The 22,185-nt window shown below is 47.3% G+C and carries 22 protein-coding genes and 2 pseudogenes; 16 read left to right on the top strand and 8 right to left on the bottom strand.

The window, feature by feature from the left end:
* Window positions 1-126 precede the first annotated feature (126 nt).
* The 13 genes from ftsH (at window position 127) to ZMOB_RS07625 (ending at window position 11,019) form a co-directional block, all read left to right on the top strand.
* A complete protein-coding gene (gene ftsH, locus ZMOB_RS07685) occupies window positions 127-2,088 on the top strand; it encodes an ATP-dependent zinc metalloprotease FtsH (RefSeq protein ID WP_038259222.1) in 1,962 nt (653 codons plus the stop codon).
* A 126-nt stretch (window positions 2,089-2,214) separates the two neighbouring features.
* Window positions 2,215-2,628 carry a hypothetical protein gene (locus tag ZMOB_RS07680; protein ID WP_011241409.1) on the top strand — a complete coding sequence of 138 codons (414 nt, stop codon included), beginning with the start codon at window positions 2,215-2,217 and terminating at the stop codon, window positions 2,626-2,628.
* A 50-nt stretch (window positions 2,629-2,678) separates the two neighbouring features.
* Window positions 2,679-3,965: a glutamate-5-semialdehyde dehydrogenase gene (locus ZMOB_RS07675; RefSeq protein ID WP_014501086.1), complete on the top strand. Its 1,287-nt coding sequence runs from the start codon at window positions 2,679-2,681 to the stop codon at window positions 3,963-3,965.
* Between the two features lie 57 nt (window positions 3,966-4,022).
* Entirely contained in the window at window positions 4,023-4,658 is a 636-nt protein-coding gene (locus tag ZMOB_RS07670; protein ID WP_011241411.1) for a nicotinate-nucleotide adenylyltransferase, read from the top strand.
* 8 nt (window positions 4,659-4,666) lie between these two features.
* Window positions 4,667-5,068, top strand: coding sequence for a ribosome silencing factor (gene rsfS, locus ZMOB_RS07665; RefSeq protein WP_011241412.1), 402 nt, complete (start codon window positions 4,667-4,669; stop codon window positions 5,066-5,068).
* Window positions 5,069-5,139: 71 nt separating this feature from the next.
* Entirely contained in the window at window positions 5,140-5,568 is a 429-nt protein-coding gene (locus ZMOB_RS07660; protein ID WP_014501085.1) for a 23S rRNA (pseudouridine(1915)-N(3))-methyltransferase RlmH, read from the top strand.
* A gap of 41 nt (window positions 5,569-5,609) precedes the next feature.
* Complete coding sequence (locus ZMOB_RS07655; RefSeq protein ID WP_252507270.1) at window positions 5,610-6,755, top strand: murein hydrolase activator EnvC family protein; 1,146 nt, start codon at window positions 5,610-5,612, stop codon at window positions 6,753-6,755.
* 139 nt (window positions 6,756-6,894) lie between these two features.
* Window positions 6,895-8,274: a S41 family peptidase gene (locus ZMOB_RS07650; protein ID WP_014501083.1), complete on the top strand. Its 1,380-nt coding sequence runs from the start codon at window positions 6,895-6,897 to the stop codon at window positions 8,272-8,274.
* Between the two features lie 32 nt (window positions 8,275-8,306).
* Window positions 8,307-8,912 carry a disulfide bond formation protein B gene (locus ZMOB_RS07645; protein ID WP_011241416.1) on the top strand — a complete coding sequence of 202 codons (606 nt, stop codon included), beginning with the start codon at window positions 8,307-8,309 and terminating at the stop codon, window positions 8,910-8,912.
* On the top strand, window positions 8,882-9,439 hold the full coding sequence (locus tag ZMOB_RS07640) for a demethoxyubiquinone hydroxylase family protein (protein WP_011241417.1): 558 nt from the start codon (window positions 8,882-8,884) through the stop codon (window positions 9,437-9,439). The genes ZMOB_RS07645 and ZMOB_RS07640 overlap by 31 nt, the downstream gene beginning before the upstream one ends.
* 18 nt (window positions 9,440-9,457) lie before the next feature.
* Window positions 9,458-9,877, top strand: a complete 420-nt coding sequence (locus ZMOB_RS07635) for a hypothetical protein (protein WP_011241418.1) — start codon at window positions 9,458-9,460, stop codon at window positions 9,875-9,877.
* A gap of 136 nt (window positions 9,878-10,013) precedes the next feature.
* Complete coding sequence (locus ZMOB_RS07630; RefSeq protein ID WP_015740278.1) at window positions 10,014-10,406, top strand: hypothetical protein; 393 nt, start codon at window positions 10,014-10,016, stop codon at window positions 10,404-10,406.
* A gap of 133 nt (window positions 10,407-10,539) precedes the next feature.
* A complete protein-coding gene (locus ZMOB_RS07625; protein ID WP_011241420.1) occupies window positions 10,540-11,019 on the top strand; it encodes a hypothetical protein in 480 nt (159 codons plus the stop codon).
* A 107-nt stretch (window positions 11,020-11,126) separates the two neighbouring features.
* On the opposite strand, the gene ZMOB_RS07620 is transcribed toward ZMOB_RS07625, so the two are convergent.
* From ZMOB_RS07620 to ZMOB_RS07610, 3 genes are all read right to left on the bottom strand, one after another.
* Window positions 11,127-11,948 carry an aldo/keto reductase gene (locus ZMOB_RS07620; RefSeq protein ID WP_014501081.1) on the bottom strand — a complete coding sequence of 274 codons (822 nt, stop codon included), beginning with the start codon at window positions 11,946-11,948 and terminating at the stop codon, window positions 11,127-11,129.
* A gap of 183 nt (window positions 11,949-12,131) precedes the next feature.
* Window positions 12,132-12,902 (bottom strand): thioredoxin domain-containing protein, encoded by a 771-nt coding sequence (locus ZMOB_RS07615; RefSeq protein WP_049779047.1) that lies wholly within the window; start codon window positions 12,900-12,902, stop codon window positions 12,132-12,134.
* 250 nt (window positions 12,903-13,152) lie between these two features.
* On the bottom strand, window positions 13,153-13,803 hold the full coding sequence (locus ZMOB_RS07610) for a DUF721 domain-containing protein (RefSeq protein WP_014501079.1): 651 nt from the start codon (window positions 13,801-13,803) through the stop codon (window positions 13,153-13,155).
* A 34-nt stretch (window positions 13,804-13,837) separates the two neighbouring features.
* On the opposite strand from ZMOB_RS07610, the gene mutY reads away from it, so the two are divergent.
* Window positions 13,838-14,959 (top strand): A/G-specific adenine glycosylase, encoded by a 1,122-nt coding sequence (gene mutY, locus ZMOB_RS07605; protein ID WP_014501078.1) that lies wholly within the window; start codon window positions 13,838-13,840, stop codon window positions 14,957-14,959.
* Between the two features lie 4 nt (window positions 14,960-14,963).
* Here the strand turns inward: mutY and ZMOB_RS07600 are convergent, their stop codons facing one another.
* From ZMOB_RS07600 to ZMOB_RS07580, 5 genes and pseudogenes are all read right to left on the bottom strand, one after another.
* A complete protein-coding gene (locus tag ZMOB_RS07600; protein WP_011241426.1) occupies window positions 14,964-15,977 on the bottom strand; it encodes a prephenate dehydratase in 1,014 nt (337 codons plus the stop codon).
* Window positions 15,974-16,696 (bottom strand): annotated as a pseudogene (locus ZMOB_RS07595) (LOG family protein); the annotation flags it as partial. The pseudogene ZMOB_RS07595 and the gene ZMOB_RS07600, both read right to left, overlap by 4 nt.
* 9 nt (window positions 16,697-16,705) lie before the next feature.
* Window positions 16,706-17,436 (bottom strand): IS5 family transposase gene (locus tag ZMOB_RS09935; RefSeq protein ID WP_099045774.1). Its coding sequence is split into 2 segments (ribosomal slippage): window positions 16,706-17,136 and window positions 17,136-17,436, totalling 732 coding nucleotides; the frame shifts between segments, so codons are not numbered across the junction.
* A 106-nt stretch (window positions 17,437-17,542) separates the two neighbouring features.
* A pseudogene (locus ZMOB_RS10165) lies at window positions 17,543-17,701 on the bottom strand (lysine decarboxylase); the annotation flags it as partial.
* Window positions 17,702-17,743: 42 nt separating this feature from the next.
* On the bottom strand, window positions 17,744-18,406 hold the full coding sequence (locus ZMOB_RS07580; RefSeq protein ID WP_011241428.1) for an extensin family protein: 663 nt from the start codon (window positions 18,404-18,406) through the stop codon (window positions 17,744-17,746).
* Between the two features lie 468 nt (window positions 18,407-18,874).
* Between ZMOB_RS07580 and aspT the strand changes: the two genes are divergently transcribed.
* Window positions 18,875-20,560 (top strand): aspartate-alanine antiporter, encoded by a 1,686-nt coding sequence (aspT, locus tag ZMOB_RS07575; RefSeq protein WP_014501076.1) that lies wholly within the window; start codon window positions 18,875-18,877, stop codon window positions 20,558-20,560.
* A 29-nt stretch (window positions 20,561-20,589) separates the two neighbouring features.
* Window positions 20,590-22,182 carry a bifunctional aspartate transaminase/aspartate 4-decarboxylase gene (locus tag ZMOB_RS07570; RefSeq protein WP_011241430.1) on the top strand — a complete coding sequence of 531 codons (1,593 nt, stop codon included), beginning with the start codon at window positions 20,590-20,592 and terminating at the stop codon, window positions 22,180-22,182.
* Window positions 22,183-22,185 lie beyond the last annotated feature (3 nt).

Genomic DNA, 22,185 nt, shown 5'->3' with positions numbered 1-22,185 from the left:
GTTGAGGATATTAGAGGCGCCGGTCGTCTTCAGTCTTTATTAAAAAGCGCTGTTGTATGATCCTTTAAACAGGGAGCTTCCCTGCCGGACAGATGTCCGATGAAAGGCTTAATATACTATATGGCTATGAACGACAATAATAAGACCCCCCAAGACCCGCAGGCTAATAACTGGATGAAAACGCTTCTTATTGGAGGCGGTATCATCGCTGCGATGACTTTGGCGGTCACTTTCTTTGATGGCAATGGTGGACGTGACCACAATACGACCAGTGTCGCCTATTCAGAATTTCTGAATCGGGTTGATAATAACGGTGTAAAAGACGTTACTATCGGACATGATGAATTAAGCGGTCATTTTACCGATAATTCCGCCTTCAAAACGGTGGCACCGAGTGATCCTTTGCTGGTTCAACGTCTGCAAAGTAAAAATGTCACTTTCAGAGCCTTGCCGGAAGATACTGTCAGCTTTTGGCAGATTTTATTGTCGCAATTTTTGTTGCCTTTCATTCTGTTTGTCGGCTTGGGCTTTCTTTTCGTTCGTCAGATGCAAAAAAATGGCGGCGGCGGTGCCATGGGATTCGGGAAATCCCGCGCGCGCTTGCTGACTGAAAAACAAGGCCGCGTCACTTTCAAAGATATTGCCGGTATTGAAGAAGCTCGGGAAGAGCTGGAAGAAATCGTCGATTTTCTGAAAGACCCGACCCGCTTCTCGCGTTTAGGTGGGAAAATTCCAAAAGGCGCTTTGCTGGTAGGCCCTCCGGGAACGGGTAAAACCTTGCTCGCCCGCGCGATTGCGGGTGAAGCCGGTGTGCCTTTCTTCTCAATTTCCGGTTCTGACTTTGTTGAAATGTTTGTCGGTGTCGGTGCTAGCCGTGTCCGTGACATGTTCGAACAGGCCAAGAAAAATGCCCCTTGCATCATCTTCATTGATGAAATTGATGCGGTCGGACGGCATCGTGGTGCCGGTCTGGGTAACGGCAATGACGAACGCGAACAGACTTTGAACCAGCTTTTGGTTGAAATGGACGGTTTCGAAGCCAATGAAGGCATCATTATCTTGGCGGCAACGAACCGTCCTGATGTGCTTGATCCGGCTTTATTACGTCCCGGTCGTTTCGACAGACAGGTTATTGTCCCTCGTCCCGATATCGAAGGCCGCCTGAAAATTCTTCAGGTTCATATGAAAAAAACGCCTTTGGCACCGGATGTTGACGTTAGAACTATTGCCCGAGGCACGCCCGGTTTTTCTGGTGCTGATCTTGCCAATATCGTAAATGAAGCGGCTTTGTTAGCTGCCCGTAAGGGTAAGCGTTTGGTCGCTATGAGCGAATTTGAAGAAGCCAAAGACAAAGTGATGATGGGCGCGGAACGCCGTTCTGTTATCATGACCGAAGAAGAAAAACGGTCAACAGCCTATCACGAAGCCGGACATGCTTTGGTCTCTTTGCATATTCCGGGATGTGATCCGCTGCATAAAGTCACCGTTATTCCGCGCGGTCGGGCTTTGGGTGTGACTTGGAATTTGCCGGAACGCGATCAACTTTCGATCAACATCAAACAGATGAAAGCCAGATTGGCTTTGTGTTTTGGTGGTCGAATTGCCGAACAGCTTGTTTATGGTGAAGATTCACTGAATACCGGTGCTTCCAATGATATTCAGCAGGCCACCGATATGGCTCGGGCGATGGTGACCGAATATGGTATGTCGCCCAAACTGGGCTGGTTGCGTTATCGCGAAAATCAGGACGAAGTCTTTTTGGGTCACAGCGTTTCACGCTCCCAGAATATTTCGGAAGACACCGCCAAAATTATCGATCAAGAAGTCAGAGTTTTGGTGGAAGAAGGCGAAAGCCGCGCCCGTCAGGTTTTGACTGAGCATATTGATGAGCTGCATCGCTTAGCTAACGCGTTGATTGAATATGAAACCTTGAGCGGTGAAGAAGCCAAGCGTGCTATCGCCGGTGAGAAAATCACGACGATTGAGGTCAAACCGCAGGTAACGATCCCGCTTTCCGGTGGAGCCTCTGGTGTCCCGAAAAGCCCGCCTTTCAATGGCTGGGGTAATGCCGCACCGCAGGGCGCTTAATCGAAATAGCCTCTTTAAAATTTTCACCAATGAGAAAGCCTGCTTCCGTTAAAAGGAGCAGGCTTTTTTGCAAAAAACTATTTTTTACATCCCTTTTCCCCCATTTTCTTCTATAGAAGAGAAATTATGCCTCGCTCGATTTTTTCCTTGCCCGTGATGGCAGCCATGCTGTTGTTGTCTTCGCCTTTGATCGCAGCCGATGTCCCTGACGCAGCGGCATCCTCTGTGATGAGCGTCCAGCAATTCTTAAACAAAGCCAAGCATCTGAAAGAAAAAGGGCCTTTTGCCCTGCTGTCCCCTGATTTTGATTTACTGAGTCATGTCGGGGAAGCGGCTGATGACGCATGGAAGGCGCAGCTTAAACATAGCCCGAAGCCAGCCTGTCCTCCATCGACCGATATTTCTATCAAAGACAAGGATTTCATGGCTTTCATGCATGCGATCCCAAAAGAAGATAGAGACCATATTTCGGTGAACGAGGCCTATATTCAGGGGATGAACAAACGGTATCCTTGTAATGAATCCTCAAGCCATTCCTGAATTTTTTGAATACATTGAAGTCTGATAAAGACCTTGGCGGAAGTGATACAATGACTGGCAATAAGATAGATCAAGCCACCCCGACAGAAATGATGGCAGGCATGGCGAAAAAAGCGCGCCTCGCCAGTCAGATTTTAGCACAGGCTCCGACTGCGCAAAAAGCCGAGGCTTTGGTTTTAACCGCCGACGCTATTCGTCGTCATTCGGCGGATATTTTGGCCGCGAATGCCCAAGATGTGGCAACCGCCGAAAACAATCAATCTTCCTCTGCGATGGTCGATCGCTTACGTCTGACCGAAGCGAGGCTTGAGAATATGGCTTCGGCTTTGGAAGTTATTGCCCATCTGGAAGATCCAGTAGGTCAGATCATTGACAAGCGGACGCGCCCTAACGGACTTGAATTAACCCGTATTCGGGTTCCGATTGGCGTTATTGGTATCATTTATGAGAGTCGCCCTAATGTGACGATTGATGCCGCCGCTCTGACTTTAATGTCTGGGAATGCTGCGATTTTGCGCGGGGGTTCCGAAGCTATCCACAGTAACAAGGCGCTATATCAAACTATGCGCGAAGGCTTGGCAAAAGCCGGTTTGCCGGAAGAGGCAATCCAACTAGTGCCGACAACGGATAGAGCCTTGGTCGGGGCGATGTTGACAGCAAGCGGTTTGATTGACCTTGTTATTCCGCGTGGTGGAAAATCCTTGGTCGCCCGCGTGCAGCAAGATGCACGTGTGCCGGTCTTGGCGCATCTTGATGGCATTAATCATAGCTATGTCCATAAAGAGGCCGATCCTGAAAAAGTCGAAAAAGTAGTCGTCAATGCCAAGATGAGACGCACCGGCATCTGTGGCGCGACCGAAAGCCTGTTAATTGATCGGGGTTATCCGGTCGAAAAGGTAAAATCACTGCTTCAAGCCCTTCATAACGCGGGTTGTGAAATTCGTGGGACAGCAGAAATCCAAAAAATCGACCCCGAAGCAAGAACGGTTTCAGAAGAAGATTGGGGCACAGAATATTTGGACGCGGTTTTATCAGTCCGCTTTGTCGATGATATGGATGACGCCTTGTCCCATATCGCCCGTTATAGTTCCGGTCATACCGATGCCATTTTGACCGAAAATCGCGAAGTGGCAGAAAAATTTCTCGCCAGTGTCGATTCCGCTATTGTGATGTGGAATGCCTCGACCCAGTTTGCCGATGGGGGCGAATTTGGTTTAGGGGCAGAAATCGGCATTGCCACCGGACGCATTCATGCAAGAGGCCCCGTCGCCCTTGAAGGTTTGACCAGCTATAAATGGCAGGTGCGCGGGACAGGTCAAATTCGGCCTGTGGCATAAGATACGGCTTTGATTAGGTCTTTATTGTTCAATTCGTGAAAACGGGCTTTTGCCTCGATGAAAAAATTAACCGGTTTACTGGGCGGATCTTTCAATCCAGCACATAAAGGCCATCGCTATATTTCGCTCTGGGCTAAAAAATCTTTGGCTCTTGATGAAATATGGTGGATGGTTTCGCCCGGTAACCCGTTAAAATCGCATACGTCTGATATGGCTTCTCTGCCGCATCGTTTTGCCTCTGCCCATCATATTGCCCGCCGCAGTCCGATCAGAGTGACCGCGATTGAGCGGGAATTGAACTGTCGTTTTACCGTCGATACTCTGCGGCGATTGATCCGTCGCTATCCTAATCGCCGGTTTATCTGGCTGATGGGGATGGATAATTTAAAGCAATTTCAAAAATGGAAAAACTGGCAAGAGATTGCACGCATGGTTGTGATTGCGGTCATTGCCCGTCCGAGTTATGATAACAGAGTTCACGCCGTGAGGGCGATGAGCTGGCTGCGGCGATTTGTCCGACCCGCAAGCCGTTCACGTTATTGGACTGATTGGAGGCCGCCGGCACTTGTCTTATTGCGCTTTCGTCCTGACCCCTCTTCTGCAACAGCCACGCGGGCAATCCGTCCTGACTGGTATGCAGCTTACTCAGGCAAAGCCTTACGAGATGCCGTTACAGGGCGACCCATCAGCTAGGAGGTAAATTGCCTGCCCCTTCTTCTCCCCGAAAAAATCAAACGTCTTTTGATCCGGAAATGTTATTAAAACTGGTTACTGATTCATTGGATGATGATCAGGCTTTGGAAATCGCTACGATTCCTTTGGCCGGAAAATCCAGCATTGCCGATTATATGGTAATCGCCAGCGGACGTTCTTCACGTCAGGTAACGGCGATGGCTCAGAAATTGGCCGACCGCATTAAAGCCGCTACCGGCTATGTTTCCAAGATAGAGGGTTTGCCTGCGGCTGACTGGGTATTGTTGGATGCCGGAGATATTATTATCCATCTCTTCCGTCCAGAAGTCCGCAGTTTTTATAATCTCGAAAGAATGTGGGGCTTTGGTGATGAATCAGACCAGCCGGTTTCACAATCTGTTTTGTCATAATAATATTTTAAAATTATCTTTTTAAAGATTGTGACAATATCCCTTTTAACCTGTGGTCGGAAAAGAAGGCCATGAAGATTCATATCATTGCCAGAGGGCGTATTGGCCGATCGCCGGAAGGCGAACTGGTAGAACGCTATATGAAGCGGCTTTCATGGCCTTACCGGATCACTGAATTGCCTGATCGTGCAAGTAATGCGTCCTTACCGCCTGCGCCACCCCATTCGATAACGGTGGCGATGGATGAAAAAGGAAAAACTTGGCGGTCAATGGAATTCGCCCAGAAAATAGGCAATTGGCAAGATGAAGGCCGATCGGAAATCCGCTTTCTGATCGGGGCAGCGGATGGTCTGCGCGAAGAAGAACGCGCAGCAGCCGACATGTATTTTGCCTTTGGTGCGGCGACATGGCCTCACATGTTGGCGCGGGCGATGTTGGCTGAACAATTATGGCGCGCTAGTGCGATTTTGTCCGGTCATCCTTACCATCGTGAAGGATAATGTCAGAGTCAGGGCGCAACAGCCGAAAAAGCCGATATTTTTTGGCTTTTTGCCTTTGGTTGGGTTGTTTTGACCTGAATATAGGAAAAGCCGGTGCGGCTGTTATCGAGACCACTGACACCGGCATTTCATCCTATCGGGCATTATTGAACGCGAGAAAACAGGCGGGACTGTTAAAAGAAGAAGCCGTTTTAGCTCAAAAAAAATCCCAAAATTTTCTATTAAAGGCGCTGCCTTTTGCTGCCGATATCCAAAGGCTTCAAAAACAGATTGATAAAGAAAAAACGGTTCTCTCCAGAATAGAAGCCCAACGCCAAGAACAGCAATCAGAGCTAGCCAGACAGCGAACGCCTTTGACGAAATTGGCAGCGGCTTTGGAAAGAATGGCGCGATATCCTTTTCTCATGATTTTTATTCAGCCGGATAATATCGCCGATATTGTCCATTTACGGGAGATTATCGCCGCCTCACGTCCGGTTATTCAGCAAAAATCGACGAGCGTCGTAAAACGGATTGCCGCTATTAACAGCCTGTATCAACAGCAAGAACAGGTCATTGATCGCATCAAAAAAGATCAAAATAGCTTGGAAGAGAAACGACAATATTTTTTATCCCTTGCCCATAATGGTCAGGCACAAGCCGAAACATGGCTATCACAAGCCATGTATCAGGAAGATGCCGCGATTGCAGCCGAACAGGCTTTGAAAGAAAGCGACGGGAAAAAGCGAAAGACGCTTCCGCCCAAAAATTTTTGCCCCTTCCCGCTTGCAGCTTGGCATATACCCGTTAATGGCTGGATTAGCCCGAATAGTGATGCAGAAGCGCTTTATCTTGTGGTTGAAAAAAATACCGAAATATATGCGCCTCAATCGGGTATTGTACTTTATGCTGGAGATTTCAGAAGTTATAAGCAAGTCGTTATTATCAGACATAAAGATGGCTATATATCTCTATTAACCGGTCTTGATAAAAGCGCGGTAAAGACAAATCAGCCCGTCGAAGAGAGGCAGCTTATTGGCTATACGGCAGGTCACCCGTCGGAAATTGGTTTTCAGATAAGGCGTCATGACGAGACTGTGACTTTATGGCCTGATATCAAAGAAGCTATCAGACAAAATAATCGACCGACTTGCAATTTTTTGGGCGAGCCTGCACAAGAAAATAATATAAAAGAAAAAACGCCATAATAAAGGCCTTGTCATCAACCCGAATTTACCCCCTTTTTACGAAATGCCGTTTAAGCTGACGAAACAATCGGCCAGATTTGGACGACAAAAACGGGCGATATTCTGCAATGCCTGCCATGGATGGACAAAGTAAAGACTGATGAAAATAAAGAAATTACGGCTTCCCCTTCTCATGGCTTTGGCCAGCACGAGTATGTTGATTCCGGCGCTTACCTCTTCCATGGCAGCGGTCGATAGCCAGAATAAAGATACCTATCATCAGCTTGACCAGTTTATGAGAGTCTTTGAACAGGTCAAAAGCAGCTATGTCGATAAGGTTGATGACCAAAAATTGATACAAGGGGCGATTGACGGGATGCTGTCTAATCTTGACCCCCATAGTTCTTATATGAATGCCCATCAATTCGCGAATATCAAAACCCAAGCCGATGGGAATTATGGCGGTTTGGGTTTAACCGTGATGGCGCAGGATGGTATTTTAAAAGTCATCAGCCCGATGAAAGATACTCCGTCATGGCGTGCCGGTTTGAAAGCGGGCGATTATATCACCCATATTGATGGCCAATTTATTTATGGCTCCAATATTGATGACTCGGTTTCTAAAATGCGAGGAAAACCCGGAACATCAGTCAAATTAACCGTAGTTCGCCCCGGTCGTGACAAAGAATTTGATGTCACTTTGACCCGCGAGATTATTCAGGTTCAGTCTGTTAAATGGACAGTGACCAATCATATCGGGGTGATTACGGTCAGTTCTTTCTCCCATAATGTCGGGGCAGATGTCACCAAAGCCATCGCCAATATTGAAAAACAGAATAAAGGCGCTCCTTTAGGCTATATTCTTGATTTGCGTTCTAACCCCGGTGGATTGTTGGATCAGGCCGTTGCCCTTTCCGATATCTTCCTCGACCATGGTGAAGTCGTTTCCGAACGCGGCAGAGAAAAAACCGATATCCGGCGTTATTTTTCAAAACCGGGTGATCTGGCGAATGGCTTGCCATTGATTGTGTTAGTCGATGGTGGATCGGCTTCGGCTTCGGAAATTGTTTCTGGTGCCTTGCAAGACCATCACCGCGCCTTGATTATGGGCACCCGCAGTTTTGGAAAAGGCTCGGTTCAGACTTTGCTGCCTTTGGGGGATGATACGGCATTACGTCTGACGACTGCCCGTTATTATACCCCGTCAGGTCGATCCGTTCAGGAAGGCGGAATCGAACCGGATATTATTGTGCCACAGCTTTCTGATCCTGATTACAAAACACGTCCCAAATTGCGCGAAGCAGATTTGTTGCGTCATCTTGTAAATCAGGCTAATACAGACAATAGTCTACTGGAAGATGATAACGGTAAAACCGATCCCCAGTTTACGGCGACACCAGAAAGTCTGAAAAAAGAAAATATTACGGATTTTCAGCTTGATTATGCGCTGAAAACCATTGGCAGAATTAGTCGGCAACCTTCTCCTATCACAAAAGAGACACTAGCCGGTAAATCCGCCACCCCATCGGGTCGGGAATAAAAAATACAATTCGGGATAATAAGGATCGGATTATGGCATCAAGCACAAGGCCGACGCCCCAAGAAGAAAAGCCTTTATATAAAAGGCTGATTGAATGGGCGCTTCACACCACCGCAGATCAACGTTTATGCTTTGCACGCCTGATTGCCTTTTTATATCCGACTATCTCTATGATCAGTGCATTGGGATCGGAATATATCGGCCATTTATATCCTTGTGAAATGTGCTTGTGGCAAAGAAAACCCCATTATATCGCTATCGGATTGATGGTCTTTTCTTTCTTGCTGTCGTTTATTTTCTCCAAAAAAGACTCTTTAAAAGGCTATATTCGCCCTTCTGAAAAGATATTAACCTTGCTGGCTGCTTTTTCTATTGCGGTCAGCGGTTTTATCGGGGCTTTCCATGCGGGGGTCGAATATCATTGGTGGGAAGGCATAACGACCTGCTCGCTGCCAATTACGGGTAACAATACCCAAGAAATGTTCAATGCCATCATGAATGCACCTTTTGTCCGCTGTGATATTCCGGCATGGACGTTATGGGGCATTTCACTCGCCGGCTTTAATGCCATATTTTCTACAGGGGCAGGATTGGTGATAGCGCTTTTATGTCTGAATTATCTTCCCAAACGCCGTTAGAAACAAAAATTTCCGAAGAAGAACGGAAGTCAATGATCCGCGTTGACCATGCGGGTGAATATGGCGCAATCCGTATTTATGCAGGTCAATTAGCCATTATGGGCGACCGGAATGGTCGGCTTTCCAAAATGATTACCCGTATGGCGGCACAGGAAGATCGCCATTTTGCGGGTTTTGAAAAACTGGTTCAGGAACGGCATGTCCGCCCGACCTTGTTGCAACCTGTCTGGAAAATAGCGGGTTTTGCCTTGGGAGCGGCAACCGCCCTGATAGGCCCTAAAACCGCTATGGCCTGCACGGCAGCAGTCGAAAGCGAAATTGACGAACATTACAAAAGCCAGATGGAAAAGCTCGGTTCGGAAGATCATGAATTAAAAAAGATGATTGCCGAATATCGGGAAGAAGAATTGGAACATCGCGATCATGCCATCAAGGAAGGGGCTGAAGAAATTCCGGCCTATCCTGTTTTATATGGATTGATCCGTTTGGGATGCCGCGCCGCTATCGAATTATCAAAGCGTTTTTAAAACAGGATGGCTATTCCCTTGAGATATAAATCCGTTATATCCGCCGTCCTGCTTCATTATATCGCCTTTGCCGGACAGCCTCTTTTTGCCCATCATGCAAAGGCAAGTGAGAGTTTAAGTAATCGCCGATGGGAGGATATTCCAAAAGGCGTTGCCATTTCGATTATGCCGCCCGTTAAAGCCAGCGATGGTATGCCAAAACAGATGGTTATTTTCGGGAATGAAAGCTGTCCCAAGGCACCCGATAGCGAAACAATTATTGTCTGTCGCCGCTTACCCGAAAGCGAGCGTTACCGTATTCCAGTTGCCATGCGTGAAGAAGACCGCAAGGTGAAGGAAGAAAAATATCAGCGCACCCATCGCAGTTGGGGACAAAGAGTTCAGGATATGGGGATGTTATCTGCGCCAGATATGAATAATCCTTTTAAAGGTAATTAAAATATCTATCAAAGATTTAATCTTTTCCTCTAAAAATTGCGGGTATCTATTTGTAGATAAGATTGACCACAATTTGCAGATGAACCTGTTTGTGGCATAATATCGTTATATGACGAGGCAACCGGTGGATAATCCGATGAAAACTATAACCAAATTTTCTCTGTTTTTTGCTTTACCTTTATCACTGTCCGGTATTGCCTTCTTGTCGCCTTCGGTTGCTAGACCACCGACGATGACGGTTTATGGGAATGAAGCCTGTCCGGCGGGCTATATCTGTGTCACCCGTCCTGCCGGTGACAAATATCGCGTGCCGGAAGAATTGCGGGACGAAGAAAGAAACAAGCCGGAACAGCAAAGCTGGGCTTCCCGTCAGCAGATTTTTGCAGGGGCTGGCGCACAAGGTGCAGGTAGCTGCACTTCCTCCGGTTCTGGTTCGGAAATGGGCTGTGGTCGGGTCGCAGCTCAAAATGACGTAGCAGAAAGACGCGCGGCCAAAGAACGGCTCAAAAATAGCGCCATGCCGCAATAAGGTTAGGCAAGAGGGATGACGGTTAGTTGTTGTCCCTCTTTTTTCTTAAAAGATTGGTTCACTTCATATCAATCTTGAGAAAGCTAAATTTTATAACAATATAATATTCGATTCCCTTTATTCAGGAAAAAGCATGAAAGCGGGTTTGTTTCTGCGTCCGGTTAACGCCTTTTTAGCGATGGCGTTGTCTTTTATGGCCTTGCCAGTTGCTGCCCAAGATACCACTATGTGGGATGCTTTATCCCCTGAAGAACAGCAAAAACTTAACGCCGTAGCGCCTTCGGAACGGGTGATATCCTTGGTCGTCTATGGCCAAGATCAATGCCCCAAGGGGAAAGGCGATGAAATCGTTATCTGCGCTAGAAAACCCGAAAGCGAACGCTATCGCCTGCCCAAAAGATTTCGGGATCAGCCAAAACAGAAATTTGCTAATAGCGCATGGAGTGCGAAAGTCGCCGATCTGGAAAGAACAACCTCAACCGGTATTCCGACAAGTTGCACGACATCAGGATCAAATGGGATAAGCGGCTGTTACCATCAATTTATTATGGATGCGATTGCCGAAAGAGAGCAACGCAAACATGCCAAATATGACGATCCCGATAACCAGTAACGGGTAACAAACCAGCGCTAGAAATAATTTTTCAAGGGAAAAATGCACTTTAGATTTTTCGGAGACGGTATAGCGAAACACCGCCTTCGAAAAATCATATCCGGTCATTAAAAATCGAAAACAGCCGGATCCATCCCCTGACGACCGTCAGGTTTATCCAAAGATTCAATGCGCTGCATATCTTCTTCATCAAGCGCGAAACTATCCGCTTCAAGATTTTCTTGTAAACGGGCTTTACTGGATGCCTTGGGAATAACCGTCAAACCCAGACTCAAATGCCAGTTCAAAACAACTTGTGCCGGTGTTTTGCCATGCTTCAAAGCAATTTCACGAATAACCGGATCATTCAGAGCGGCTCCGCGACCCAGCGGCGACCAACTGGTCGTTACAATACCCCGTTCCGCATGATAGGCACGCAATTCTTTTTGCTGGAAATAAGGGTGTAATTCGATCTGGTTGACGGCAGGCACGACACCGGAATCGGCAATAATATGATCGAGATGATCAATCGTAAAATTGGAGACACCGATAGAGCTGGCTTTGCCGATTGCCCTGATTTGAATCAGGGTTTGCCATGTCTCTTCATAGCGTTTCCGGTCTTGCCCCGGCCAATGGATAAGATACAGATTTAAACTAGTTACACCCAGATTGCGGATGCTTTTATCAAGGGCGACAAAGCAATTCACCCGCCCCATATCCTGCGGCATCAATTTGGTGGTTATAAAGCTACGAGCGTGACGAGAACGCAGCCCTTCTCCAACCCCTTCTTCATTTTCATACCATGCCGCAGTATCAACAGCGCGATAGCCAAGATCATATCCCAAAGCGACCATGCTTTCAGCTTGTGCGGGATTGAGTTGGTAAACGCCTTGACCGATGGCTGGCATACTATGCCCGTCATTCAGCACTACATTTTTAACCGGCACCATAAAGGACTCCAATCCTTTCTTGCTGGGTCTTTATCGAAAGCGGATAAAGACCCGTGATATCCCCAAAAGCGAAGCCATAGGGTGATTATCGGATGGCTTCGATTTTTCAGCTATTGTGCTTTGCGCCCTGATTTTTCCCTTGCCAAGCCAGTTTACCAAATCAACTTTGGGATAAAATAACGATTATTGCAGAGCAGCTTTCAAAGCAGGTTCCAGCTGATCCCAAATCGGGCTACCGATACCGACTTCTTGTAAAGCACCATTGATTAAGAACATTGGCGTGCCGGTGACATTCTGCTTGTCGGCAATGCTCCGAATATCCATCAGGGTTTTAATCGCGGCCTGATCCGTCAGACATTTATTCTGGGCGCTGGTCGGCAATCCGCGATTTCCGAAGAAGGGATTCATTCCCGTCAGGCGGATATATTCTGCCATTTGTTGATCTTGGGGCAGACCGGCGACACGTTGCAAATCGGCTTTGTCCGCATTCTGGATGCGTTCAAACATCGGTTTTTGTTCTTGGAAAAGCTGATCCGCAATTGGGAAAAAGGTTTCCGCGCCACGGCAGCGGGCAAGAAGAGTCAGAGCAATATCAAATGGATCACGAACAAGGTTACGGAATTCTAATTTCACCAACCCTTTGGCGATATAATTATCCCGTAATTTCGGGAAACCTTCCTGCGTAAAATCGGCACAATGCGGACAGGTAAAAGACGCATATTCAACCAAAGAAACCGGCGCTTTGGGATTACCCATGACAAAGCCGCCTTCAGGGGAAACAGAAACAACATCCGTCCAACTACCGCCATTCGGTGCCGGAATAGCGGCGGGTAAAGCGGCTTCCTGTTGGCTATTGGCAGGCGCTTTTTCTGTTTTATGGCAAGCACTGACCATAAAGGAAGAACCGGCTAATAAAAGGACAGCACCTAAACCTATTTTCAATTTTTTCATCATCTGTTCGCTTTCTGTTGCCCGCTTTTCAAAAGCTGTAAGGTCAGCGTTTTTATTTCAAGTCTATTTTCAATTCAGAGCTTTTAAAATAGTTCAACCGTTTTTTCTACGAGGCCTGTATCAAAGGCCGATTCAGAAAAGAGAATCTGATTTTTAACGACAAATAGAACCGGAATATTTTTAGGCTATTCTTGGTCAAAGGATAGCCCCTCTTTCAAGGAAGGCTATCAAAATATGAGGATAGCCGCCGAAACTAATTCTGTTTTTGCTCCATTTCTCTTGCGATACCGCCGCCCAAACGAATGAGACTTTCCCGTAATTCGGGATCATGCACTTGATCGAGAAGGTCTTGATCTTCCTCGCTCAAATAGGTCTGAAGTAATTCTGTTTTTGGTAAAGGCACCGATTTTTCAGCCTTGGCAAAATGGCTCAGTCGCCCTTGGCGAAAGCTGATTTTCCCGATGGCTGCATATCCGAAGAAACGGTTCGCCCGCTCGATAATCGCAGGCGTAATATGCTGCATCAAAGTAACCATTGCGCCTTCGGCCGCAACCGTCAATGTTCCGCCTACAGTCTGACCGAAAGGAAAACGGATTGATTCAGGCACCGACAAACGGGCATATTTTTCACCGACCACCAATGGCCAACGACTTATCAGAGTAGAATGCAAAAAACCGAAGCGACGAAAGGCGGCTCCGCCAATATGGGGCAATAATTGCCCGACCGAGCTTAACCTGCACCGCCTTTTATCATGGTCGATGACAAGTTTTTTGCTTTTTGAGGCCACCTTCCCTGATCTTTTTTTCGCAGGTATTTTCTTTTTAGAAAGGGTGGCGTTGTTTCTTTCTTCTGTATTGGAAGTTCTAACAGAAGATGACTTGCCTTTATCCATGACAAAGGTCATGCCACAATTTATCCTTCTCCGTCGATAGAGTGTTATGCAAAAATCTGCTGTTTATCGTGAAATAACCACTGATCTTCTTAACTGGTATCAACGCCATGCCCGTATTTTGCCTTGGCGGACAGAAGCCCAGCAAAATAAAGTCGATCCCTATCGGGTCTGGTTATCGGAAATCATGCTACAGCAGACGACAACCGCCCATGCCGCGCCTTATTATTTAAAATTTGTCGAAAGATGGCCAACGGTCGAAGCCTTGGCGGCCGCCCAAGAAGCTGATGTTATGGCTGAATGGGCTGGTTTGGGATATTATAGCCGCGCCAGAAACCTGATTAAATGCGCCAAGGAAGTGGTCGCTTCAGGCGGTAAATTTCCTGATAATGAGCAGGGCTTACTGGCATTACCCGGTATCGGTCGCTATACCGCCGCCGCGATTGTGGCGATTGCCTTTGGGAAAAGAGCGGTTGTGGTCGATGCCAATGTCGAAAGAGTGGTTAGTCGCCTTTTTGCTATTGAAACGCCCTTACCCGCTTCCCGTCCGATTATCGCCGAGGAAACCGACAAATTAACGCCAGATTCAGCAGCGGGTGATTTTGCTCAAGCGATGATGGATATTGGCGCGACAATCTGCGTCAATCGGCAACCCACCTGTGCGATTTGCCCAATGATGCCCCATTGCGAAGGACAAAAAACAGGTAATCCGGCAGTTTTCCCGATCAAAGCCCCGAAAAAAATACGTCCAACACGGATTGGATATGCCTTTATCGTTACATCCAAAGATCAGATTTTACTGATCCGGAGACCGGATAAAGGCTTATTGGGTGGCATGAGGGCGTTGCCGAGCAGCGAATGGCTCGATCAATCCAAAATCACCACAACAGCCAGTGATGCCGAAACAGAGCAGCAGGCTATAAAAGAAGCCTTCCCGTCCTTTCCAGCGCAGGCGCAAAAAAATCTAATGACTCTGGCTTGGGAAAAACAAGGTCATATTGAGCATATTTTTACGCATTTTGCTTTGGAATTGCGGATTTTTTCCGCTGAAACGACTAGCGATATGATCGAGGGTGAATATTGGCCGATTGATGAAATCGACCTTGCCGGTCTGCCCACCGTTTTTAAAAAAGCGGTCAAAAAATATCTTAAGCAGACCCGCAAGGCCTAATATTTTATTGGCGCGGGCGCGCTTGGGCATACACACCCAAGATACGGAGATCGCAGGCATTTTCTTGCAAAATATCTAAAGCCCGTGCGACATTATCTTCGGAAGGTTCGCCTTCGACATCCGCATAGAATTGGGTCGCGGAAAAGCTGGCACCATGCTGATAGCTTTCAAGCTTGGTCATATTTACTTGATTATCACCAAAGCCCTTAATCGCGTTCAATAAGGCGGAAGGTGTGTTTTTGACGGTAAACAGCAAGCTGGTCATCATTTTTCCTGATAAATTTTGTCTAATCGGGGGAAGATCTTGCAAAGCGGTGTCGGCTTCGGCGAGAACAACAAAGCGGGTAATATTGGTATCACCATCGGCAATACCCTTTTCAAGGATTTCCAACCCATAGAGTTTCGCGGCCAAAGCCGGAGATAAAGCCGCTAACCCAGCTTGTTTCCGGTCAGCCACTTCTGCCGCCGCCCCTGCGGTATCGGCATGAGCCAAAGCGCGGAGGTTATGGGCCTGCAACCAATGACGGCATTGCCCCAAAGCCTGTGGATGGCTCAAAACATGGGTGATTTCGCCTGCCCCTTTGGGTGCAACCAAGCAATGATTGATGGGCAAAAAATATTCTGCCTGAATAGTCAGTCCCGATTCCGGTAACAGAAAATGCATATCGGCAACGCGGCCATTTAACGAATTTTCAATCGGAATCATCGCCCGACCGGCACGTCCTTCCTTGACCGCCGTCAAAGCATCCGCAAAGCTAAAGCAGGGAAGCGGCAAACTGTCAGGGAAAAGATCCTGTATCGCGATATTTGAATTACAGCCGGGCGCACCTTGAAAGGCAACGGCCTTGGTTGGCGACAAAGCCGCCTTAGCCTGCATCTCGGCTACCAAAGCCTTTGCAGACGCCGAATAATCGTCCATCATGTCTGTGTGATTAGACTTACCATCGCTATCCGACAAGTAACTGCTCCATAAAATGTAAAAATTGAGACGGGGAATAAAGGCCGTTTCTGGCTTCATTCAAAATCGATCGGAACCCGTCCCGTTTTATCATGTTGCCAAAAATCACAAATGACCGCCCATCCTTCTTCGGCGGTATCGACAAATTGGAAAAAGCGTAAATCTTCGGCAGAGATCATGCCTTCTTCAACCAAAGCATCGAAATTGATGATTTTATTCCAGAAATCTCGCCCATAGAAAAGAATAGGCACCGCTTCCAGTCGATGGGTATGAATCAAGGTAAGCAATTCAAACACTTCGTCCAATGTTCCGAAGCCACCCGGAAAAATCGCAAAAGCCCGCGCCCTTAACATCAGATGGGTTTTTCGCAGGGCAAAATAGTGAAACTGGAAAGATAAATCAGGGGTAATATAAGGATTGGGTGCCGTTTCAAAAGGCAAAACAATGCCAAAACCGATAGAGGGCGCACCTACATCATGCGCGCCGCGATTGGCCGCTTCCATAATGGAAGGCCCGCCGCCCGAGCAAACGACAAGATGGCGTTTTTGAGGATCAGGCTGAGGAATCTCGCTGACAATACGGGCTAGCTTTCGCGCTTCGGTATAATAGCGGCTTTTATCAGCCAGACTTTGAGCTATCTTCTTTGCTTTTTCATCCTTGGCTGTCTGGAGCATTTCATCCGCCTGTTCGGGGGATGGAATACGGGCAGAACCATAAAAGACAAAGGTAGATTCAATACCGGCTTCTTTCAGAATGATATCAGGCTTCAGAAGTTCTAGGCTCAGGACTCATTCTTTGAGATAGAAGATGAAACTTGCTGCGATATGGATTGCTGACATGAATATGTGAGCGCACCGGTCGTATCGTGTTGCGACACGCCGCCAGTCTTTGAGCTTTGCGAACATATTTTCGATGAGGTGACGCTTTTTATACAGATGCCAGTCGTAAGGCGGCTTTGATTTCCGGTTCTTCTTCGGCGGAATACAGGCGGTGATATTCCGGTCTGCGAGAGACTGTCTGATTTTATTACTGTCGTATCCCCGGTCCCCGAGAATTTCTTGTGTTTCTTCCGGCAGATTTGCCAGCAGAACATCCGCGCCTTTGAAGTCACTGACCTGACCTGCGGTCAGATGCAGCCGGACAGGGCGGCCCTGACTATCGCATACAGCGTGAAGCTTTGAGTTCAGTCCGCCTTTCGTGCGTCCGATATGGCGGGGAAAAGCCCCTTTTTGAGCAGGGAGGCCGCTGTCCGGTGTGCTTTCAGATGTGTTGCATCGATCATCAGACGCTTCGAACGGCCTGCCTGCTCCGTCAGGGCGACGAAGATCCGGTCAAAGACACCCAGGCGGCTCCACCGGATAAACCGGTTGTATAAAGTCTTGTGCGGGCCATACGCTTTCGGGGCGTCTTTCCACTGAAGGCCGTTGCGGATCACGTAAACGATCCCGCTCAGGACACGACGGTCATCGACACGCGGCACACCATGCGCCAGTGGAAAAAACGGCTTAATCCGTTCCATCTGGTGCTCAGACAGCAAAAACACGTCACTTACAGCTTCACCTCCATCGGTAAACCTGTGAATCACAACAGCCCGCTCAACTCAAGAAATTAACAGGTCCTGAGCCTAACTGAAATCGCACAGGGCGTAATTCTTCCCGCAGCAGAAAATCGCTATCCTGAAAGGCCAGTTTAAAAGAAGGATTGGTGGTTTGAGGCGTTTTTAGAACATGGCTGGCATTGATGACATCATCAAGCGCATCAGGAGTGATAGTGCGATTACTCACGAAAAGGCCTTTTTAAAAATACATTTCACAGGAAGAATGCGATTAGTGGCAATATTGGCTTTGACCTAAATCCATATGGATATGGTCTTGATGGTATTCATCCCCGTCAGGGCTGATAACAACCGAAAAACGCCGACAAGCCGCATGGAAAACAGAGCGGAGAAAATCTTTCGTATGGCGATCACCATGTCGCCAACCCTCTTTAACCGTAATACGGCGGCCATCGGCTAAATCGAACGCCGATATATCAACCGCATTGGCACGGCCATGTTCCGAAATTTTTGCCCCAGCCCGACTATTCCGTGTCCGACAACTGTAACTGCCGAAAGTTTCGACCTTTATAACAGGACTGCCCAACCAAACTTTGGCTGATTTCAACACAGCATCATCAATCCAATACGCCAGATTTTCGGCGGCTGGACATTGCAAAGGCCCCAAATGGGTTATCGGCACCTGTGCTGATGTCATGGTGACCGCATGATAAATAGAGCAGCCGTTATCGAATGTCCGGTCTGGCACCAATTGGTAATGGACACCTTCTTTATTGAGATCGCCTAAACAATGATGGAAATCACCGCTACTTGGCACAGGCGTTGCGATTGGATGCGAAGCCGTGCTTCCCGATCTTCTTTTATGAGGAGAAGAACCGGAACAGGACGCCAAAATAAAAAGAAGCAGACAAGATAAAATGCGAAAATCAGCCATAATATTCTGAATTAACGGCAAATTATCAGGAAAAGCCAGCCTTTAACGCCCTGTCAGAAAAATTATAGCCTCGTGATAGAGATTAGAAAGCGCTCTTTCAGGGCTGTTTTAATCAAGGAAAGGCATCATCTGTCGCGGTTATAGCCCTGGTGTCTATTCTATCATTGAGCGTGAAATAATGAAGCCCAAGCAAGATTCAGACGGATATCTTCCTTATCGAGGCAAGCGAAAGCCCACGAATGCCTTATTTTATATCGCTACGTTAAAATTAAATTTAAAAATTACCGATCGAAAAAATATAAATTTAACTCATTATTAAAATATCCAAAAATATTCATATTGTTCCATTAAGAAGTTTTCTTATCTTTAGACAATAAAAATAGCTCAAATATTTAGATATTTTCTTGATAAGATTTGTTTAAGGCATAAATCGCCGATGTTCATTAACCAATATTAAAGTTGTCTGTGATGGTAATATTAGAATTTTTGCAGACATTGTTAAGAAACAACCCTGAAATTGCCCTCTTTTTGGCAATTGCCATCGGCTATTGGATAGGAAAATTCCGTTTTGGATCCTTACAAATCGGAGGAGTCGCCGGTTCTTTATTGGCGGCTGTCCTGATAAGCCAGATTGGTATCCATATTGATTCAGGGCTGAAAACAGTTCTGTTTGCCCTTTTTATCTATGCTGTCGGTTTTCAAAGTGGCCCCCAGTTTTTCAAATCTCTGGGACGGCAATCTTTGCGTGAAGTGCTGATGGCCTTTGTTTTGGCTATATCCGGTCTTTTTACCGTTTTAGCCGTAGCCAGAATGTTTCATCTCGATAAAGGTTTGGCCGCGGGTGTCGCCGCCGGTGGATTGACCCAATCTGCTATTATCGGAACGGCCAGTTCTGCTTTGGAAAAACTAGGCTTGCCGCTGGCTCAAACCCAGATGTTACAAGGCCATGTCGCCGTCGGCTATGCTGTGACCTATATATTCGGGTCGCTTGCCCCGATTATTATCTGCGTCAATATTCTACCTTGGTTGATGAAAAGAGGGCTGCGTGAAGACGCCCTCACCGCTGAAGCCGAACAAATGCAAGGCATGGCTGTTTATGGCGACGGTGAACGCCCCGCTTTGTCTGAATTTGTCAGCCGCGTCTATCAGGTGAAAAAAGCAGGCCAATCTGTCCAACAGATTGAAAGCGATCACGTCACCGTTGAACAGATTCGGAGACAGAAAAATCTTGTCGCTGTGACGCAAGACAGCACCGTCGAAGCCGGAGACCTCCTTTTGCTGTTCGGACATCGTGCCGATGTTATTTCGACGGGAGAATTGCTGGGCGAAGAAATAAAACAGCCGCCGCATGATATGGATGTGGTGATTGTTCGCCATGATGTTCTTTTGACGAATAAGGCCTTTGTCGGAAAATCAGTAGCCGAATGTAGCCAAATTTTATCCCAAGTAGCACGCCACGGTGTTTATTTTCTGGGACTGAAACGCGGCGATAAAACCTTACCGCTTACCTCTGATCTGCATATTTTGTCGGGCGATATTGTGACGCTTTATGGCACACGCAAAGATGTCGATCGGGTAGCCAAGGAATTGGGCAGCCTACTGACCAGAAGCCTTAAAACAGACCTTGTCTTTCATGGCGTGGGGCTTGTTGTCGGGTTACTCATTGGTCTGATCGTTGTCAGATTAGGGTCTATTCCTTTGACCTTAGGGAGCGGCGGCGGCGCGCTTCTCTCTGGCCTGTTATTCGGCTGGTATCAAAATCGCCATAGCAAAAGCGGCAATATGCCAATGGCAGCCTCAACCTTGTTGGTTGATTTCGGCTTATCCGGTTTTGTGGCGGTCACAGGTCTCCAGACTGGACAGCAAGCCGTCACCACCATCATGCAACAGGGTATCACCCTCTTTATGCTGGGTGTCGTGGTGTCGATTGTGCCTTTGATTATCACCATGCTGTTTGGGCGTTATGTCCTGCAATATAAAAACACAGCTGTTTTTGCTGGTGCGCTGGCGGGCTCCCGCAGTGCCAATCCTGCTTTGGGCGAAATCCTTAATAAAGCCGGTAACGCTGTTCCGACAACGTCTTTCGCTATCACCTATGCCATTGCCAACGTTCTTTTGACCTTGTTGGGCCCGCTGGTGGTCGCTTTTTCCTAGATATTTCAATTAGATAAAGAAGAAATCAAATGACGACTGATTACTCGAAATATAAAAATCTTAGCCCTTTCGAGCTGAAAGATGAACTGATCCGCATTGCGTCCAGTCGGACAGACCGCCTGATGTTAAATGCAGGTCGTGGTAATCCAAATTTTCTCGCGACCCTGCCCCGTTCGGCCTTTTTCAATTTGGGACAATTCGCGGTTTCTGAATCGGAGTTATCCTTTTCCTATATGACCGTTGGGGTTGGTGGTCAGGCACGGGTCGAAGGGATTGAAGAACGTTTTGAACGCTTTATCAGTGAGAACCGTCATAAAGCTGGTATCTTCTTCCTTGGCCGCGCCCTTAGCTATGTCCGTGACCAATTGGGGCTGTCCGCATCCCAATTTTTACATGAGATGGTTGAAGGCATCTTGGGATGCAACTATCCGACCCCACCGAGAATGCTCTCTTTGAGTGAACAAATTGTGGGTCAGTATGTCTTGCGGGAAATGGTCGGTAGCGATCTTCCGACAGATTCAACCGACTTCTTTGCGACCGAAGGCGGCACCGCCGCCATGGCCTATATCTTCAATAGTTTGAAACAGAATAATCTTATCAAAAAAGGCGATAAAGTAGCAATCGGGATGCCGATTTTCTCGCCTTATATCGAGATTCCCCAGTTGGAAGAATATGGCCTTGAAGAAGTTGCTATTCAGGCTGATCCTAATCTGAATTGGCAATATCCCGATGAAGAGCTGGAAAAATTGAAAGACCCAGCGGTCAAAATCTTCTTCTGCGTCAATCCCAGCAATCCGCCTTCCGTCAAGATGAATGATGCGTCTTTGAAGAAAATTGCGGATATCGTTGCCCATCATCGCCCTGATCTGATGATTCTGACCGATGACGTTTATGGCACCTTTGCCGATGATTTCCATTCGCTCTTTGCCGTCTGCCCAGAAAATACCATTCTGGTTTATTCCTTCTCGAAATATTTCGGGGCAACCGGTTGGCGGTTAGGCGTTATCGGCACCCATAAAAACAATGTTATGGATAGACTGCTTCAGGCTTTGCCTAATGAGAAAAAGGAAGCCTTGTCTCGCCGCTATTCCAGCCTGACAACAGAAGCCGAAAATCTGAAATTCATCGACAGATTAGTCGCTGACAGTCGCGCGGTTGCGCTTAATCATACCGCAGGCATTTCAACGCCGCAGCAGGTGCAAATGGTGTTGTTCTCGCTCTTTGCTCTGATGGATAGCAAGGAAGACTATAAAGCAACCATCAAAAATGTGATCCGCCGCCGCGAGGCTGCTTTATATCGTGAATTAGGCGTTAAACCGTCAGAAGATGCCAATGCCGTTGATTATTACACCCTGCTTGATTTGGAAACGGTCTGCCGCGCCCTTTACGGTGAAAAATTCGCACAATGGATGAGCGATCGTTCCAGCTCAGCTGAAATCCTGTTCCGTATTGCCGAAGAAACGGGCATTGTTTTGTTGCCGGGTGAAGGCTTTGGTGTCCAGAAGCCCGCTGCCAGAGCGTCGCTCGCCAATTTGAGCGAATATCAATATGCCGCTATCGGGCGTTCGCTTCGGAAATTGGCCGATGAATATTATCAGGCCTTTTTAAAAGCAAACGGCTAATTT

This window comes from Zymomonas mobilis subsp. mobilis ATCC 10988 (assembly GCF_000175255.2).
GTDB lineage: Bacteria > Pseudomonadota > Alphaproteobacteria > Sphingomonadales > Sphingomonadaceae > Zymomonas > Zymomonas mobilis.
The sequence above is the reverse complement of the archived record's forward strand: the minus strand, read 5'-3'. Positions and strand labels throughout refer to the sequence as shown.

Excerpts from the sequence above, each read along its gene's own strand:
- mutY (WP_014501078.1), top strand. The coding sequence starts at position 13,838 with ATGCAAAAATCTGCTGTTTATCGTGAAATAACCACTGATCTTCTTAAC.
- ZMOB_RS07680 (WP_011241409.1), top strand. The coding sequence starts at position 2,215 with ATGCCTCGCTCGATTTTTTCCTTGCCCGTGATGGCAGCCATGCTGTTG.
- ftsH (WP_038259222.1), top strand. The coding sequence starts at position 127 with ATGAACGACAATAATAAGACCCCCCAAGACCCGCAGGCTAATAACTGG.
- ZMOB_RS07615 (WP_049779047.1), bottom strand. The coding sequence starts at position 12,902 with ATGATGAAAAAATTGAAAATAGGTTTAGGTGCTGTCCTTTTATTAGCC.
- ZMOB_RS07570 (WP_011241430.1), top strand. The coding sequence starts at position 20,590 with ATGACGACTGATTACTCGAAATATAAAAATCTTAGCCCTTTCGAGCTG.
- ZMOB_RS07670 (WP_011241411.1), top strand. The coding sequence starts at position 4,023 with ATGAAAAAATTAACCGGTTTACTGGGCGGATCTTTCAATCCAGCACAT.
- ZMOB_RS07650 (WP_014501083.1), top strand. The coding sequence starts at position 6,895 with ATGAAAATAAAGAAATTACGGCTTCCCCTTCTCATGGCTTTGGCCAGC.
- ZMOB_RS07645 (WP_011241416.1), top strand. The coding sequence starts at position 8,307 with ATGGCATCAAGCACAAGGCCGACGCCCCAAGAAGAAAAGCCTTTATAT.
- ZMOB_RS07620 (WP_014501081.1), bottom strand. The coding sequence starts at position 11,948 with ATGGTGCCGGTTAAAAATGTAGTGCTGAATGACGGGCATAGTATGCCA.
- ZMOB_RS07625 (WP_011241420.1), top strand. The coding sequence starts at position 10,540 with ATGAAAGCGGGTTTGTTTCTGCGTCCGGTTAACGCCTTTTTAGCGATG.
- ZMOB_RS07640 (WP_011241417.1), top strand. The coding sequence starts at position 8,882 with ATGTCTGAATTATCTTCCCAAACGCCGTTAGAAACAAAAATTTCCGAA.
- aspT (WP_014501076.1), top strand. The coding sequence starts at position 18,875 with ATGGTAATATTAGAATTTTTGCAGACATTGTTAAGAAACAACCCTGAA.
- ZMOB_RS07600 (WP_011241426.1), bottom strand. The coding sequence starts at position 15,977 with ATGAAGCCAGAAACGGCCTTTATTCCCCGTCTCAATTTTTACATTTTA.
- ZMOB_RS07610 (WP_014501079.1), bottom strand. The coding sequence starts at position 13,803 with ATGACCTTTGTCATGGATAAAGGCAAGTCATCTTCTGTTAGAACTTCC.
- ZMOB_RS07675 (WP_014501086.1), top strand. The coding sequence starts at position 2,679 with ATGACTGGCAATAAGATAGATCAAGCCACCCCGACAGAAATGATGGCA.
- ZMOB_RS07630 (WP_015740278.1), top strand. The coding sequence starts at position 10,014 with ATGAAAACTATAACCAAATTTTCTCTGTTTTTTGCTTTACCTTTATCA.
- ZMOB_RS07660 (WP_014501085.1), top strand. The coding sequence starts at position 5,140 with ATGAAGATTCATATCATTGCCAGAGGGCGTATTGGCCGATCGCCGGAA.
- ZMOB_RS07580 (WP_011241428.1), bottom strand. The coding sequence starts at position 18,406 with ATGGCTGATTTTCGCATTTTATCTTGTCTGCTTCTTTTTATTTTGGCG.